Source organism: Pontibacter rugosus, from assembly GCF_042678745.1.
In the GTDB taxonomy this organism is placed as follows: Bacteria; Bacteroidota; Bacteroidia; order Cytophagales; family Hymenobacteraceae; genus Pontibacter; species Pontibacter rugosus.
Window position 1 is genome coordinate 31,374 of record NZ_JBHTLD010000011.1, and the last position, 15,060, is coordinate 46,433.

15 protein-coding genes are annotated in these 15,060 nt (G+C 45.2%); 3 read left to right on the forward strand and 12 right to left on the reverse strand.

What is annotated here, in order from left to right; all coding sequences use genetic code 11:
* The first annotated feature begins 125 nt into the window (after positions 1 to 125).
* Entirely contained in the window at positions 126 to 1,202 is a 1,077-nt protein-coding gene (locus tag ACFQ2O_RS02605; RefSeq protein ID WP_377522684.1) for an o-succinylbenzoate synthase, read from the forward strand.
* Between the two features lie 30 nt (positions 1,203 to 1,232).
* Here the strand turns inward: ACFQ2O_RS02605 and ACFQ2O_RS02610 are convergent, their stop codons facing one another.
* Positions 1,233 to 3,017, reverse strand: coding sequence for a chloride channel protein (locus ACFQ2O_RS02610; RefSeq protein WP_377522686.1), 1,785 nt, complete (start codon positions 3,015 to 3,017; stop codon positions 1,233 to 1,235).
* A gap of 196 nt (positions 3,018 to 3,213) precedes the next feature.
* Between ACFQ2O_RS02610 and ACFQ2O_RS02615 the strand changes: the two genes are divergently transcribed.
* Positions 3,214 to 4,029, forward strand: a complete 816-nt coding sequence (locus ACFQ2O_RS02615; RefSeq protein ID WP_377522687.1) for a metallophosphoesterase — start codon at positions 3,214 to 3,216, stop codon at positions 4,027 to 4,029.
* A 6-nt stretch (positions 4,030 to 4,035) separates the two neighbouring features.
* Here ACFQ2O_RS02615 and mnhG read toward each other — a convergent pair whose 3' ends face one another.
* Genes mnhG through mbhE form a run of 7 tightly spaced genes read right to left on the reverse strand, consistent with a single transcriptional unit; the run spans position 4,036 to position 9,952 of the window.
* Positions 4,036 to 4,428: a monovalent cation/H(+) antiporter subunit G gene (gene mnhG / locus ACFQ2O_RS02620; protein ID WP_377522689.1), complete on the reverse strand. Its 393-nt coding sequence runs from the start codon at positions 4,426 to 4,428 to the stop codon at positions 4,036 to 4,038.
* A gap of 6 nt (positions 4,429 to 4,434) precedes the next feature.
* Entirely contained in the window at positions 4,435 to 4,698 is a 264-nt protein-coding gene (locus ACFQ2O_RS02625) for a monovalent cation/H+ antiporter complex subunit F (RefSeq protein ID WP_377522691.1), read from the reverse strand.
* Complete coding sequence (locus ACFQ2O_RS02630) at positions 4,695 to 5,189, reverse strand: Na+/H+ antiporter subunit E (RefSeq protein ID WP_377522692.1); 495 nt, start codon at positions 5,187 to 5,189, stop codon at positions 4,695 to 4,697. The genes ACFQ2O_RS02625 and ACFQ2O_RS02630 overlap by 4 nt, the downstream gene beginning before the upstream one ends.
* Positions 5,190 to 5,204: 15 nt before the next feature.
* Positions 5,205 to 6,704 (reverse strand): proton-conducting transporter transmembrane domain-containing protein, encoded by a 1,500-nt coding sequence (locus ACFQ2O_RS02635; RefSeq protein ID WP_377522693.1) that lies wholly within the window; start codon positions 6,702 to 6,704, stop codon positions 5,205 to 5,207.
* Positions 6,704 to 7,069, reverse strand: coding sequence for a Na+/H+ antiporter subunit C (locus ACFQ2O_RS02640; RefSeq protein WP_377522694.1), 366 nt, complete (start codon positions 7,067 to 7,069; stop codon positions 6,704 to 6,706). The genes ACFQ2O_RS02635 and ACFQ2O_RS02640 overlap by 1 nt, the downstream gene beginning before the upstream one ends.
* Positions 7,070 to 7,073: 4 nt before the next feature.
* Positions 7,074 to 7,625: an MnhB domain-containing protein gene (locus tag ACFQ2O_RS02645; protein ID WP_377522696.1), complete on the reverse strand. Its 552-nt coding sequence runs from the start codon at positions 7,623 to 7,625 to the stop codon at positions 7,074 to 7,076.
* Positions 7,622 to 9,952, reverse strand: coding sequence for a hydrogen gas-evolving membrane-bound hydrogenase subunit E (gene mbhE / locus ACFQ2O_RS02650; RefSeq protein ID WP_377522697.1), 2,331 nt, complete (start codon positions 9,950 to 9,952; stop codon positions 7,622 to 7,624). The genes ACFQ2O_RS02645 and mbhE overlap by 4 nt, the downstream gene beginning before the upstream one ends.
* Before the next feature lie 159 nt (positions 9,953 to 10,111).
* Here mbhE and ACFQ2O_RS02655 point away from each other — a divergent pair, with 159 nt between their 5' ends.
* Positions 10,112 to 11,035 carry a universal stress protein gene (locus ACFQ2O_RS02655; RefSeq protein ID WP_377522699.1) on the forward strand — a complete coding sequence of 308 codons (924 nt, stop codon included), beginning with the start codon at positions 10,112 to 10,114 and terminating at the stop codon, positions 11,033 to 11,035.
* A gap of 114 nt (positions 11,036 to 11,149) precedes the next feature.
* On the opposite strand, the gene ACFQ2O_RS02660 is transcribed toward ACFQ2O_RS02655, so the two are convergent.
* From ACFQ2O_RS02660 to ACFQ2O_RS02675, 4 genes are read right to left on the reverse strand one after another with little or no spacing between them, the layout of a single operon-like run.
* Positions 11,150 to 11,776: a carbonic anhydrase gene (locus ACFQ2O_RS02660; protein WP_377522701.1), complete on the reverse strand. Its 627-nt coding sequence runs from the start codon at positions 11,774 to 11,776 to the stop codon at positions 11,150 to 11,152.
* A 55-nt stretch (positions 11,777 to 11,831) separates the two neighbouring features.
* Positions 11,832 to 12,905 carry an alanine racemase gene (locus ACFQ2O_RS02665; RefSeq protein WP_377522703.1) on the reverse strand — a complete coding sequence of 358 codons (1,074 nt, stop codon included), beginning with the start codon at positions 12,903 to 12,905 and terminating at the stop codon, positions 11,832 to 11,834.
* Position 12,906: 1 nt separating this feature from the next.
* Positions 12,907 to 13,359 (reverse strand): GNAT family N-acetyltransferase, encoded by a 453-nt coding sequence (locus ACFQ2O_RS02670; protein ID WP_377522704.1) that lies wholly within the window; start codon positions 13,357 to 13,359, stop codon positions 12,907 to 12,909.
* Positions 13,337 to 15,040: a sodium:solute symporter family protein gene (locus tag ACFQ2O_RS02675; RefSeq protein ID WP_377522706.1), complete on the reverse strand. Its 1,704-nt coding sequence runs from the start codon at positions 15,038 to 15,040 to the stop codon at positions 13,337 to 13,339. The genes ACFQ2O_RS02670 and ACFQ2O_RS02675 overlap by 23 nt, the downstream gene beginning before the upstream one ends.
* Positions 15,041 to 15,060 lie beyond the last annotated feature (20 nt).

Sequence of the window (15,060 nt, forward strand, 5' to 3'; positions counted from 1 at the left end):
TTTCTAGCTAATGCATAATGATTGAACTGAATACTGGGATAGGAGCCGTTTAGTTATACTTTGTTCTTCATCTACGTCAGTTTTAGTCAGATTGGTTTTATATTGCCACAACAAGCCAATTTAACATGAGTCTTCACCTTAGTTACAGCCGCCATACTTTGCAATTTAAATTTGATGCCCGCACCTCTCGGGGGGCTATATCGGAACATGAGGTGTATTATCTTAAAGTTTACAACCCCACAGATACATCCTTGTATGGCATAGGCGAGTGCGCACCTTTAGCTGGCTTAAGTATAGATTACCGGCCGGACCTGGAGCAAAAGATTCAGGAAGTGGTAAAACTCGTAAATGAGCAGCAAGTTCCGCTTGATGCAGGTCGTGATTTGCCTGCTGATTTACTTTCGTTAGAAGCATGGCCTGCTTTAACATTCGCGCTAGAAACTGCTTTACTGGATTTGAAGCATGGCGGTAACAGGAAATTGTACCAAAATAGCTTTAGCCAAGGCGAAGCAGGAATACCAATAAATGGCCTGGTTTGGATGGGTGACATAGCTTTTATGCAGGAACAGATTGAGAAAAAGCTAAAGGACGGCTATACTTGCCTGAAACTTAAAATTGGCAGCCTTAATTTCATGACTGAGCTGGAACTATTGCAAGGCATACGTGAGGTGGCAGGTCCTGAAGCCCTAACTATCAGAGTGGATGCGAATGGCGCATTCAGCCCTCAGGAGGCTTTCAAGAAATTAGAGCGCTTGGCGAAGTATGAACTGCACTCAATTGAGCAACCCATTAAGCAGGGGCAGTGGGAGGAGATGACGCAGCTTTGTAAGTATACTCCCGTGCCCATTGCACTGGATGAAGAGCTGATAGGGGTGCGGCAGCCACAGCTAAAAGAAGACCTGCTGAGAAGTATAAATCCTCAGTTCATTATACTTAAGCCAACGCTGGTAGGCGGGCTGGCGGAAAGTGCGCAATGGATAGGTATGGCAGAGGCGAGAGGCATAGGCTGGTGGCTCACATCTGCCCTGGAGTCTAATATTGGCTTGAATGCCATCAGTCAGTTTACCGCTCAATATAACATCAACATGCCACAGGGGCTCGGAACAGGCCAGCTTTATACGAATAACATTAGCTCTCCGCTAAAAATAGAACAGGGCGAGCTGTGGTATAAGCCTGAACTGCAACCCTGGGGTGAAGTATAAAGCTGCACATAGGATTAACCCATACTTGCACTAGGCAACATTAGTTGTTTTTATGAGCAGCTTACGGTATTTGGTGAATATGCTCGATTTAGAAACAAAGCCGAGATACGTCTCCCCCCGCAGCACGGGTAGATTCCAGGCTCCAGACTCATCGAACTTTTTCATAACGCTCGCCATGCTGTCGTCATATTGTACAATGGCAGGCGGCTTTATCATAAGCTCGGCCACTTTAACAACATTGTATTTTTCTGTTTTGAACATAATTTCCCGCACATTTTCAAGCAAAAGCACACCTGCAAGTTTTTTATCGGCGGTTACAACAGGAAATAAGTTTCGGCGGGAGCAGGCAATCAGTTGAACCAACTCGCCCAAAGTAGCATCTGGTGCTATAGGTTGAAACTCCGTCTCAATCAGATGACTTATTTTCATGATGTGCAGAATCGTCCTGTCTTTGTTAGGCGTTAGCAGCTGTCCTTTCTGAGCTAATTTCTTGGTATCGAGTGAGTACGGTTCAAAATACTTCACCATGGCGTAAGAGCTAGCAGCAACTACCATCAGCGGAATCATTAAAGTATAGCCTCCGGTAATTTCAGCAATAAGGAAGACCGCCGTTAGAGGGGCGTGCATTACGCCGCTAAGAATACCTGCCATGCCAACCATGGCAAAACTGCTGGTTGGCAGGTTGCTGATGTTTAAAAGATTTACAATACGAGCGAAAAAGAAGCCGGAGCAGGCACCCACAAACATAGAAGGAGCAAAGTTGCCTCCGTTACCACCCGAAGCAATGGTGATGGTAGTGGCAAAAACTTTTACGAGTGCCAACGCCCCCACAAAACCCAGTATCAGCCATTCGTTCGTGCCAAAAAAAGCCAACCAGCTATCCTGTAATAATTGTGCAGCGTTCTCAGACTCTAAAAGCAGAATGCTGTCATAGCCTTCGCCGAAAAGAGGCGGAAAAAGCATGATGAGCAGGCCCAGTAACATTCCTCCAACCAACGCCCGTGGGTAAACTTTTGCTTCGTAGGCTTCAAAATGCTCTTCTATCAGCAGTACCATGCGTGTATAGTATACTGACATCATACCGCATAGAATGCCGAGTAGCACATAAAAAGGCACGTGTTCAGCAGCAAAAATTTCGCGTTGGCCAATGTAAAAGAGAACATCCTCCTGCAGGATAATTTTAGAACAGAGTGCCCCAACAACTGCCGATATTATCAGCGGAATAAAAGCAGAAATACTGATATCGGTTATAAGAACTTCGATGGCAAACAGAACACCGGCAATAGGGGCATTAAAAACAGCAGCAATACCAGCAGCGGCACCCGAGGCAAGCAACAGGGTTCTGTCGCGGTAGTTGAGGTGATATTCGCGCCCGTAATTAGAGCCAATGGCAGAACCCGTTACCACAATAGGAGACTCAAGTCCGGCAGAGCCACCAAAACCAGCTGTAATGGCACTCGTAACCACATGCGAGTACATCTTATGCCGCTCCACCATACTTGACTTTTGGGAAATGCTATAAAGTATATTAGCCGTACCACGCCCGATTCCTCTCTTAAAGAACAATCGCACTACCAGCACTGTGAGTAAAATCCCAATCATAGGGAACACCACGAGCCAGTATGGCTGGTCGAGTAGGCGATTACCATATGCCAGCAGGACATGAATGTAGTGCACCATAGTCTTTAACACGACAGCGGCAAGACCGGCTGTAAGGCCAATCAACACACTGGAGATGAGCATGAACTCTCTGTCGGAGGTGTGGCGGCGCAGCCACAGCAGGGGAATTTTAGTTTTCTTGTAGGAGTAGGACATTTCAGATTTAAAGCCTGAAAATAAAATTTTCGGTGAAACGTAAAATTAGGAAGAACATTACCCACACCCAATTAAAAGCGCATTGTTTTTGCATGTATTTTGCTGATAAATATTTAGTTGCAGCCCAACCTGAAGATGCATTTTGCTGTTTATATATAGTTGTGGTTAGGCTGATGCCGCAAAAGAGACATTAATTATGAATAAAAGTATAAATCAACAGATGTATAATCTTGTTCTACCGGAACAACATGGCCCTTTTGATATCATAGGCGATGTGCATGGCTGTTTTAATGAGTTAGTTGAATTACTTAAGCGCCTGCATTATACTGTAGCATTTAATGAAGCTGAAGCGAAATTTGAAATCTCACACCCGGCAGGTCATAAAGCTGTGTTTGTAGGTGACTTGGTTGATCGTGGTCCGAACTCTCCGGAGGTACTGCGGCTGGTGATGGATATGGTAGAGCAGGAGATGGCTTTTTGCGTTAGCGGCAACCATGATGATAAACTACTGCGCATGCTGAAAGGCTGTAACGTGAAGGTAAGGCATGGTCTGGAGCTCACCAAGGCGCAACTGGAACGATACAACAGTGCATTTATCTCCCGTGTTATGCGTTTTCTGGACGGCTTGCCGCACCATATTATTTTAGACGAAGGCAGGCTGGTTGTAGCACATGCCGGACTGGAGGAAAATCTACACGGAAAAAATTCTAAGGGCGTGCGTGCGCTTTGCCTTTATGGCCCCACCTCCGGCGAAACAGATGAAAAGGGTTTACCAATTCGCCTGGATTGGGCAGCAGACTATTGCGGAGAGGCTATTGTAGTGTATGGCCATACTCCTGTTCACCAGCCCTGGTGGCGCAACAATACCTTGAATATTGATACAGGATGTGTTTTTGGAGGTAAACTAACGGCACTCACATATCCCGACCATATTATCACCTCTGTAGATGCTTTCGGTGAGTATGCGTCTTCTGTAAGACCTTTCGTAAAATATTCTGCTGAAGCTTCTTGAGGCACATTAATTAAACTCTTCCTTCTTGTCCGCTTCCTGTTTCTTATCTTCCTTATCCAAGTATTCTTTAAATTCTTTGATTTCCGTTTTCTTCCAGAACGGAATTTTTTTTAACACGGCCGTTCTTGTGATGGCATGCGCTGCAACAGGCGACGTAACTAAGGTAAAGAAGAGAATAGCCAGAATTTTGAGCATGATCTCAGGATCATTAAAGTAAATGCCAATTCCAAGCACAATCAACCCCATGCCCAACGTGGCACCCTTGGTAATGGCAGACATGCGTGTATAGAAATCTGGCAGTCTCAACAAGCCAATAGATGCTACCAGCATAAAAAACACGCCAGCCAGTATACAGATACTGCTGATGATCTCCTGAACAAAATTAAGATCTATATCCATGGGCAATTATCTTCTCAGCATGTAATAGGTAAAGGATATGGAACCCAGAAAACCGAATAGCGACAGAATCAACGCGACATCTATCAATTCAAAGTCTCTGGTCAGTTTACTGTAGATCACTATGATGCCGATCACGTTGGCCACAATCAAGTCAAAAGCAGTAATACGGTCCAGCAGGCTTGGCCCCATAGCAAAACGAATTGCTGCCAAAAGCAGACAGATGCCTAACACGAAAAAAGCGATTAAAAGTGTAGTATCGAAAATGTTCATCTGGTTATCTCTAAAATTCGTTTCTCAAAGCCGTTTTTCAACTCCAATTTTATATCCTCTATATTCTCATCGGCAGCATACAGCAAGTGTACGTAAAGCTTGGTTCTGTCTTCAGAAACATCCACACTTAGGGAGCCGGGCGTAAGGGTTAGCATATTAGCTAACAAGCTTATTTCTACATCTGTGGAGGCTTTCAGTGGTAAGGCAATTATAGCCGGATTCATAAAATAGCGGGGCGTGATGATGTCATAGGCTATTTTCAAATTAGCCATAATAAGCTCTTTCAGGAAAAAGAAAGATAAGCCGACCACTTTCGGTATTTTTCTGAAATAACTCTTATTGTAGAGAGCCGCACTTAACCACAACAGCATAAAAACGACAAAAAAAACAAGTAAGCTATTAAAAGCCGTAAAATGCAGCCAGTTCAGCTGTGTAAAAAACAGGTTCACGGCAAAAGCTGCAATCACAAAATGAATTAAAAAAGTTTTCATGGCTAAAGCTTAGTTTTATTTTAGTACGGCATTGATGTATGTTTCGCTGTGGAGCAACTGTTCAGCAGCTTGTTGAGATAGCTCTATGAATGGCTCTGCATAAACACCTAGCGCAAGTATAGCAACCAGTAATAACAGCATAGGCACCTGTAACATGCGCTGAAACTGCTTAACAGGTGGCGTGTTAGTCGGCTGCACCTTTAAAAATACATGGTGCCAAATTTTTGTCAGATAAATAAGCGTTACAAGCCCGGCTGCCAGCGAAAGACCTGCTAACACATAAAAGCCAGCATCAAAACCAGCTCTGGCTAACATTAATTTTCCCCAAAATCCAGAAAAGGGTGGAATACCGGCTAAAGACAAGGCAGAAACGAAATAGATGATCGCTACCAAGGGCTGCTGCTTATACATTCCACCCATGTTGCGAATATTGAATGTGCCCTGCTGCTGTGCGACAGCTCCTCCAATCATGAACAGATTCGTTTTCACGAGCATGTTGTGAATTATAAAATAGATAGAACCAGCAATGGCCAGTGGAGTGGATATGGCCAGCCCCATCAGCATATAACCTATTTGACTGACGATACTATAAGAGAGTATTTTCCTGTAGTCGTTGTGCGAAGCAGCCCCAATAACGCCTATAACGATAGTTAAACCGGCCATCACTAGTAGAACATACCCCGTAAAGCCCGTTTCAACGTTAAAAATGAGGGTAAACAAACGGAGCAGTACGTAAAGTCCAATTTTAGTGAGAAGGCCTGCCATGATGGCCGATACAGCGATAGGAGGCGTAGGATAGGAGGCAGGAAGCCAGAAGAACAAAGGGAAAGCACCTGCTTTGATACCTATACTCACAATAAAGAACATGCCAGCCACCACAAACAAGCCCTGCATGTGTGGCATCTGCTCAGCCTGAACAGCTATTTGAGCCATATTCAGGGACCCAACCATGCCGTAAATGGTTCCAATGCCCACCAAAAGCAAACCTGAGGCAATCAGGTTTATAGTAACGTATTTTAAAGCTCCTTCCAGCTGCTGTTTGGTACCGCCAATGGTAATCAGTACAAACGCACAAATCAGCAGAATTTCAAACCATACATAGAGGTTAAATAAATCTCCGGTTAGTAATACACCGCCTATGCCCATCTGCATGATCAAAACAACAGGGTAATAGCCGTACTGAATGCGCGGCTTGTCCAGGTCGTAAAAAGAGTAGAGCGTAACGGCCAGCGCTGCCAAAGAGCCCGCCACGAGCAACAGACAGCTTAGCAGGTCAGCGATAAGGGTTATTCCAAACGGAGCTGTCCAGCCGCCAATTTGTATGGTAACTATACCGTACTGCACTACATGCTTTGATAGCCACAAAGCACTGCCTATCAGGCTGAGTTGCGCTACCAGAGCTATGATTTTCTGGCTAAGCACGGCGCGCCAGCAGAAAATGCAAAGTATAGCACCCACAAATGGGACTAGTATCGGCAAAAGTAAAAGCAGGTTATCCTGTAACTGCATCTGCATTAGTTTTCAGTTGAATCAATTCGGTCTGTATGGTTTAAATCATCTATATCGTCTGTGCTGGTAACCTGATAAAGGCGCTTTACCAGCACAATGGCAAAAGCCTGTAGACCAAACCCGATGACGATGGCTGTTAAGATCAAGGCTTGTGGTACAGGGTCAGCGAATGGCTCCAGCGCTACGTCTGCATTACCGGGTATAATGGCACTCTGCTGGCGTGTAAGACGCCCGATGGCAAAAACATACAGGTTGCTGGCCAGCCCAAACACCATCAACCCAACGATAAATTTAAAGAGATGACGGTGCAATATTAAGTATAGCGAGGCTGCGAAAAGCAAGCCCACTGCTATGGCAAATAGTAAATCCATGTTGTTATTCTTTAGACATAACCATGACAATCTTGAGAACGACAGCAGACACGAGCAAATACACTCCGATATCAAATAGAAGGGGAGAACCTATTTTGCCGATCAGCGGCAATTCAGTTTTAGCCCATACTCCTGTAAGAAAATCTATTCCGCCCAGTAAAGGAATAATACCTGCCAGCAGTGACAAGGACATACCTACAGGAATGATATGGAGTGGCTCGATAATAAACTGCTTCACCAGCACCTTGTCTGCGTCTGGACGTGAGTACCACGGAATTAAGCCACGTAAGCGGTAGCCGACGTTGCGTAAAGTATAGCTCCACTTCGACTCCTGTTCTTTGCATTTCAGTGAGTAAACCCGCTTCAGAAACAGCTTATCCTGTGTAACATCCGCGCCATAAATCAGCACATGAAAAATAAACGGTATTACCAGAATCAAACCACCGATAAACCCACCACCGGGATGGTTGTGTCCTCTGATCAGGATATAGAATGAAAAGAAAATAAACAGCGGGAAAAACAGCCTGAGGGCAGCTGCAAGTATAATTGATTTCATAGCTGATCTCCTTTCTCTGGATAAAGTTTAAGCAAAGAGAAAATACCAATGGCTGCAACGGCGAGTACGGTTATCTCACCAAGTGTATCGAAGGCCCTGAAATCTACTAAGATCACATTCACAATATTTCGGCCTTTGGCTTCCAGCCAGCTGGTTGCGCCATAGTAGGCCTTTAGTTCTGAGGTTAAAGGATATTGCCGCACTAAGACCAGTACATAGGCCATGGTGAAGCCAAAAATGCCTGATAAGGTTATGTAGGCATAGTTTGTCTTATACTTGATAACAGGTTTAAGTGTAGGCAGCTTATGCAATACCAGCACAAATAGTACAGCCGTCAGTGTTTCTATTAGAAACTGCGTGGCTGCAAGGTCAGGTGCTCCAAAAAAGATATAGGCAAGCGCTATAGCATATCCAACCATACTTAAGGTAGTAATAGCAATAAGACGTGAATCTGTTTTACACACGAAGAGTGTGGCAGGCACAATAAGTAAAATCAGGATGTACTCGTTTAAGCGGATGTTACCAAAGGCGGATAGCATGGTATCGACAGTGATAACAGCATAAAGACTTTCCTGCCAGATAGCCCCTGCTACTAATAAGATAAAGGTGATAATAATAACAGCAACATAAGCATGTAGAGAACCCGTCTGTACCTGTGTCGTTAACCCTCTGGCGCCTCTTGCCGCTAAACGCTGTACCTTATGGTATAGCTCTCCAGGGCCTATGCTGTATATTCGCTCCAGGTGCACAGGCCATGACGTGAACTTCTCAGTTAAAAAGTAAAAGGCTGTACCAAGCACCAGAGTAAGTATAGTTAACAGCAGGATAGGGTTAAAGCCATGCCAAAGCGCCAGGTGCAATTCCTCTTGCTGATTAGTCGCTATAGAACCTGCGGCAGCGTTAAGTATGGGAGTAACAGAAAAGTTTGGAAGCAAGCCAAAAACTAAACCTAAGATTCCAAGGAGGAGCGGAGGAAGCCACAGCCCGAGTACAGGGTGTAGCTTGATTTCTGTTGCTTCGGAAGCTGATTGCCGGAAAAATATCCCATAGCTTAACCGTATAGCTACTGCCACAAAAGCGATTCCCGAAAATACGATAGCAACGGTAAGCGGAACTGCAAAGGCGGGCGCTTCAAAAGCACCTTCATAGAGTAATTCTTTTCCTATAAAGCCGAAAAACGGGATCATGCCCGCCATTGAAAGAGCGGCCAGTATAGCGGCAACAGAAACCAGCGGCATTCGCTTGCCAAGCAGGTGTAGTTTTGTAGTGTCTCGGGTTCCCGTTGCCACGTCCACAGTACCGGCCAGCATAAAGAGCGCCCCTTTGTAAAGCGCATGCGCCAGCAGGAAAACCAGCATAGCCTCTAACGCAAAAGTAGAGCCAATGCCTATCAAGGTAACTAAACTACCCAAAGCACTAATGGTGGTATAAGCAAGTATGGCTTTCAGGTCGAGCTGTTGCAAAGCTAGAAAAGCGCCTACTACAGCCGTTGTCGCTCCTACGGCCATAATAGTGTAATTCCAGGCTTCAGTACCTCCGAGCATTGGCGAGAAGCGCGCCAACAGGTAAATGCCAGCCTTTACCATAGTAGCGGAGTGCAGGTAAGCACTTACAGGCGTTGGAGCCGCCATGGCATTAGGCAACCAAATATGAAACGGAAACTGCGCAGACTTGGTAAAAGCGCCAAGCATCAGCAGCACAATAATGGGGATATAAAGCTCATGCTGCAGCAACTCAGGGCGCAATTGCAGCAATTCAGCAAAAGAGTAGGTGTTGTTGCCAGCAATTCCAAGCAATATCAAACCGGCCATCAGGCAAAGGCCGCCTCCGTTCGTTATCAGCAAGGCTTGCAAAGCTGAAGCCCTGGCTACCTTATCTTTATGCTTAAAGCTGATCAACAGGTAAGAACTGATGCTGGTTAGCTCCCAGAAAATTAGCAGAGCAAGCACATTGCTGGATAGCACTACACCCAGCATCGCTGTCATAAACATTGTCAGGTAGAGGTAGAAGCGCCCTAATTGTTCATTTCCTTTCAGATAAGCACCTGCATAGGCCATAATCAGCACACCAAAGCTGCTGATCAGCAAGGCGAAGAATAAGCTTAAACCGTCAAGAGTAAACTGCAGGTTTATACCTAAAGAAGGCACCCAACGATGCACCTGCACAACAGGACTGCCTTCCAAGACTGCTGAAATATGTGTACAGAAATAGGTGAATAATCCTGCAGGCAGCAGTACCATGGGTACCACAGTGAACTTGCCTAGCGCACGGTATAATAACGGCGCTGCAAAAGCTAAAACTAACCCAACAAGAATTGAAAGAAGCATGAAATTTGGATAGTTTGTAAAGGTTGTACAACTTGTAGCGTAAGTTCTATTAAACACTTAGTACCTGCCTGCGCTTATTTAGTTACAAAGTTTAAAAAAGGAATAGCGGGGAAGAGGGTATAAAAGGTGTTGTTGCTTGTAAAACCATAACCACAGAATATGAATACGCTAACCAGAATTACGGTTGGGCTCGACCTGACCGAGATGGACGAAACCCTTATTCGCTATGCTGCTTTTCTTTGCAGCCAGTCAGCCATAGAACAAGTATACTTTGTTCATACAGAGAAGCACCTCGATATTCCTGCCGAACTAATCGCCAACATACCTGCACCCGTTTCAGAAGCTAAAGCCATGAAGCAGGTAATAGAGCAGAAGGTGAAATTTTATTTTGACCAGCTGCCGCATGTGCAAGTGCAGGTTCAGATTATTGAAGGCTCGCCTGTAAAAGAAATGCTGCATCATGCCAAAGAAACAAATACGGAACTGATATTGGTAGGCCGTAAGCTTAGGCTACAGGGGAGTGGCGTGCTGGCTCAAAAACTGCTGCGTTCTGGCCGTGTAAGCGTACTGTTCGTGTCTGAAAATGCAGAACCTGTGTTAGGTCGGATAGTAGTAAGCGTAGATTTTTCTGAGTACTCCATGATGGCACTGGAGCGACTACTGCATTCTGCACTAGCGCTACCTAGTATAGAAATTGTATGTCTGCATGTATATGAGGTGCCTTCGGGCTACATTACGCTGGGAGAAAGCTTTGAAGCGTTTGATGACCGTATGAGAGGATTTGCCAAAGAGAAGTTTGATCAGGTTCTTCAGCGGTTCCCTCAGCTGGAAGGGCGCGCCTCTCTTAAACTGGTGCGCCAGGACACTAACGAAGACCTGGGAGGTTTGATAGTTCTGGAAGCTAGACGTGCACAGGCAGATCTATTAGTTATCGGTGCCAAAGGGAAATCAGCGGCAGCGTTGTTTGTGCTGGGAAGTGTGACAGAAAAAGTGCTGCGCCACAACGACGAAATTCCGTTGCTTGTATTTAAGAACAGAAAAGAAAGCATAGGCTTCTTGGATGCGATTTTGGGGAACGACTAAATAGATTAAATTTAAAAGACAGAGCCGATGCTAAAGATAACAGCATCGGATCTGCCTTTTAAATTCCTTTACTACTGCTTTGCGTTAGGGCAGGTTAGGGGCTGATAATGGCTGTTACGGCAAAATGCCCAGCCGGCGCCATTCTTCTTTCGGGAGCTCCAGGTCTTTGATATAACCTGACTTTATGTCCAGCACCCATCCATGTACTTCCGGTACCTCATTTGCTTTGAAAGCGCGATGCATCACCGAAGTTTTATAAATATTACCAACCTGGGCAATCACATTTAATTCCGATAGCTTATTCGTTCTTTTCTCCTCTGTAGGCAAGCTATCGATTTCAGCCCGGTGTTGCAGGTAGATTTCGCGGATAGGGTTCACCCAGCTCTCCACTACACCTGTGGCAGTACCAGCGTAAGCTGCCGTTACACCCCCGCAGAGGTAGTGGCCGCATACTACAATATGTTTCACTTTTAAAGCTTCTACAGCATACTCCAGCACTGCGAGCAGGTTCATGTCAGTTAGAGACACCTGGTTTGCCACATTGCGGTGTATAAAAAGTTCGCCCGCTTCCGTTTTCGTAAAACCATTCAAGGGCATGCGGCTGTCAGAGCATCCTATAAAAAGAAAAGGAGGTTTCTGGCCTTTAGCTAAACCTTCAAAATAGCCTGGCTGGCTCTCCAGCTTTTCTTCTGCCCACGCTGCATTGTTGCTGAGCAATTCATCGTATGTATGGTAATGCATGTTGCTATAGTTGATCAGGGTAAATCTACTTAAAAAAACAAATCTTATAATATGATCAATCTACAACCTCTTTGGATATATAACGGGAGTTTAAAATGCTTAAAGCGCCCATGTAGCGCAGGTTAAAGTGGAGCACGTCACCTACTTTATAGTTCTGTAGGTTCTCACCCAACTCTACCACCAGCATATCTGAGCTAGCCCCGATCACATTCAGACTTTCATCCTTTGGTAGCAAAAATTTGGGGTTGATATCGAGCAGCCCTACATCAAGTATGGCTCTGTGAGAGGTTTTTCCATACAGCGTCTCGTCTATTTCAAAGCTTTCACCGCTAGGATTCTCCGTCATCATACCGCTTGGTATCATGGGCTTTTCCGTCAGTTCGATAATTTCTGTCTCCAGTTCCAGTACATCGTGGTGCATGCCTTCAAAAGTCTCACCTGTAAATAGATTTAGTCCGAAGAACAAGGCCTCACCAACCCTGAAGTGATTGACTCCTTTTGGCAGCAGGTGATTAAATAGTAGCGGGATGGTAACAGAAGTGCCGCCCGAAACCCAGGGGATTTTAATATTGAACTTAGCTTCAATAATTTGGGTGTAAAGGCATAACTGTATTAATTTATCCTGTGTAGGCATTACACCATGCAGGCAGTTGAAGTTCGCCCCAAGCCCAATCACAGAAATTCCCGGCAGCTCAAATACATTGGCATAAAAATCCACCAGTTCATCACCCATCACACCCTCACGTAAATCACCCATCTCTATCATAATGATAATCTTGTGCACCTTTTGCTGGCGCACTGCCTCATCCGATAGCAGCCGAATAATGTCCAGTTCTGTCTGAAAGCTAACGTCTGCGTACTGAATTATATCCGGAATACTTTTTTTAGGAGCAGGCTTGATATACACGGTTTGTACATCAGGCGCTATTTGCTTGATAACTTTTAAGTTGGTAACCCTGGAATCATGTATTTCTTTAATGCCAAGTGCGAGTACTTCTTTTATAAAAAGCTCGTTGCCGCACATTAGTTTTGTTACGATGCCCCAGTCGATGTTGTGCTGTTTGAAGACTTTGTCCAGGTGCTGATAATTGTGATGGAGCTTCTCTTTGCACAGCTTTAAAACTGCCATATTATCTTGTTAGTCTATATTCTAAATACTTATTTGTAAAGCCCATTTTCTCGTAAAGATGTCTTGCCGGATTCTGTGGCTCCACATGCAAAGCTATACTTCCGGTTGTATTGTCTGCAGCCATTTGCACCAACTGCTTTCCTACGCCCTTGCCTCGCTGGCTGTTGTGTACAGCTACGTATACCAGAATATTCTCCGGAATATACCCATTCATGCCGGTATTGTTAAGAATCAAGGCACCCACTACCTGATCGCTTTCACGGGCCACCAATACAGACCCACCTTTGCCTTCAGCCGTGGAGAGGGCGTAGTCCATACATTTTGCTATATCTTCGCGCTTGTCGCCATACTCGTCCAGGTGGTGAAAAAGGAAATCAAGGACTTCATCCCGCTTCAGTTCCTGGTTATCGGTAGGAGTATAAATGCTGTAGTTAACGCTGGTATTCTCTGCCATGCTCTGTGTGCTTATTTTCTTGATAAATATAAGTTAATGATATGTAAAGTATAAGAGATGCGGTTAAGCCGAAAAGGTTGGGATCCAAGTTAAATGGAAGCCTGAAGACAAGATCAACCCAAGGTATGTGTACGATACTGTTTGCAGAAAGTGTACGGTTTAGCAGTTCCTGCAACTCAAAGTCACTAAGACTCAACCACGTTTGCGTTACTTCAGCAGGGAAATAGGGGTGTAGTGACTCCGCTAGCCCAATAAAATCAGCATCAGGAGCAGCTGGTGTAAGCATGAAAACCTGCAGCGTAACAGTTACAATTCCACCAACCAACATAGCCCAGAAAGCGGCCACGCTGCTACGGCGTTTCCAGAACAAAGCCCCTATGATAGGCACAAACAATCCGGATACCATGAAAGCGTAAGAGTAGAGCATCAGGTCAAGTACATTTGTCATCATGGTTGCCAGCCAAAGGGCAAAGGCACCTATGAGCAAAGTTACAAGCTGAGACAGGCGCAATGCTTTGGGAGAGTCCTGGTCGAACTTGTAGAAATAACTGAGCACATCGGTCACAATGTTGCCGGATGAAGCCATCAGACAACTATCTGCCGTGGATAGTATAGCCGAAAAATAGGAGGCAAGCATCAGCCCCATCAGCCCTACCGGCAATACAGTGCGCAAGAGCATAGGCAAACCTGTCTCGGGATCTATCATAGCTCCGGCAGCTCCTAAAGAGTCAAACATGCCTTGTTCTGCAGCTACTCTGGCCAGTATCCCCAAACTCACACCCATAAAGGCCATAATGGGCCACTCAAAAAGGCCAGCGATATACCAGGCACGCTTGGCTGTTTGGGTATCGCGGCAGGCATAGATGCGTTGGTACAGCGTCATTCCCACAAACCAAATAGGAATAATAGTGATAGCCCAGTTTACCACCTGCTGCCATGTAATATTGGTAAGGCTAAGAAATTCAGGAGGAAGTGTTGCATGTATGGCTGCCATACTCTTAGAAGACTGCGTAGTGAGGTATTCCAGACTGAACAGCTGTGAAAAGCTTAAAGAATCCATACCGCCAACTGCCAGGAAAGAAACAGGGATGCCTATAAAGACGAGTCCGCCCATCAAAATAGCCCATTGTATGGTGTCTGTATAGATCACCGCTTTCATGCCACCCATAACCGTATACACCACTGCTATAACTCCCATAATCAGGAGGGCGGTATTCAAATCGAGTGCAACAAATGTTCCGCTTGCCAGCTTTGCGCCAGCCAAAATCTGGGAACTGGTGAAGCCGGTATATCCGATAGCGGAAATGACACCTGCCAGAAGTGCGACCCTTTTATTGAAATAATAGCCGAAGATCTGCGGGAAAGTGAGAAACTTCGCAAAAGCAGGATTTCCCTTTACTTTAGGAATCAGGAAAACAGCTGCCAGCCAGGCACCAAGTAATCCTGTAAACAACATCCAGGAGCCAGACAATCCCATGGCGAAGCCTAGACCACCTAAACCAATAGAAAAACCCCCTCCCACGTCAGTAGCCACCACCGATAACCCGATATGGCCACTGCTCATGGTGCGCCCCCCTACATAGTAATCTTCAGCTCCTTCATTTTTCTTGAGAAAGTAAACCCCTACGCCTAACATGGCTACCATGTATAGCACAAAGATGGACAAGTCTATGTAGTGCATCTATTAATAAAGTATAATTT

Bases quoted from the DNA above. Each gene is read 5' to 3' on its own strand.
- ACFQ2O_RS02635 (WP_377522693.1), bottom strand. From the start codon at position 6,704: ATGCAGATGCAGTTACAGGATAACCTGCTTTTACTTTTGCCGATACTA.
- ACFQ2O_RS02675 (WP_377522706.1), bottom strand. From the start codon at position 15,040: ATGCACTACATAGACTTGTCCATCTTTGTGCTATACATGGTAGCCATG.
- ACFQ2O_RS02645 (WP_377522696.1), bottom strand. From the start codon at position 7,625: ATGAAATCAATTATACTTGCAGCTGCCCTCAGGCTGTTTTTCCCGCTG.
- ACFQ2O_RS02655 (WP_377522699.1), top strand. From the start codon at position 10,112: ATGAATACGCTAACCAGAATTACGGTTGGGCTCGACCTGACCGAGATG.
- mnhG (WP_377522689.1), bottom strand. From the start codon at position 4,428: ATGGATATAGATCTTAATTTTGTTCAGGAGATCATCAGCAGTATCTGT.
- ACFQ2O_RS02630 (WP_377522692.1), bottom strand. From the start codon at position 5,189: ATGAAAACTTTTTTAATTCATTTTGTGATTGCAGCTTTTGCCGTGAAC.
- ACFQ2O_RS02625 (WP_377522691.1), bottom strand. From the start codon at position 4,698: ATGAACATTTTCGATACTACACTTTTAATCGCTTTTTTCGTGTTAGGC.
- ACFQ2O_RS02615 (WP_377522687.1), top strand. From the start codon at position 3,214: ATGAATAAAAGTATAAATCAACAGATGTATAATCTTGTTCTACCGGAA.
- mbhE (WP_377522697.1), bottom strand. From the start codon at position 9,952: ATGCTTCTTTCAATTCTTGTTGGGTTAGTTTTAGCTTTTGCAGCGCCG.
- ACFQ2O_RS02670 (WP_377522704.1), bottom strand. From the start codon at position 13,359: ATGGCAGAGAATACCAGCGTTAACTACAGCATTTATACTCCTACCGAT.
- ACFQ2O_RS02610 (WP_377522686.1), bottom strand. From the start codon at position 3,017: ATGTCCTACTCCTACAAGAAAACTAAAATTCCCCTGCTGTGGCTGCGC.
- ACFQ2O_RS02640 (WP_377522694.1), bottom strand. From the start codon at position 7,069: ATGGATTTACTATTTGCCATAGCAGTGGGCTTGCTTTTCGCAGCCTCG.
- ACFQ2O_RS02605 (WP_377522684.1), top strand. From the start codon at position 126: ATGAGTCTTCACCTTAGTTACAGCCGCCATACTTTGCAATTTAAATTT.
- ACFQ2O_RS02665 (WP_377522703.1), bottom strand. From the start codon at position 12,905: ATGGCAGTTTTAAAGCTGTGCAAAGAGAAGCTCCATCACAATTATCAG.
- ACFQ2O_RS02660 (WP_377522701.1), bottom strand. From the start codon at position 11,776: ATGCATTACCATACATACGATGAATTGCTCAGCAACAATGCAGCGTGG.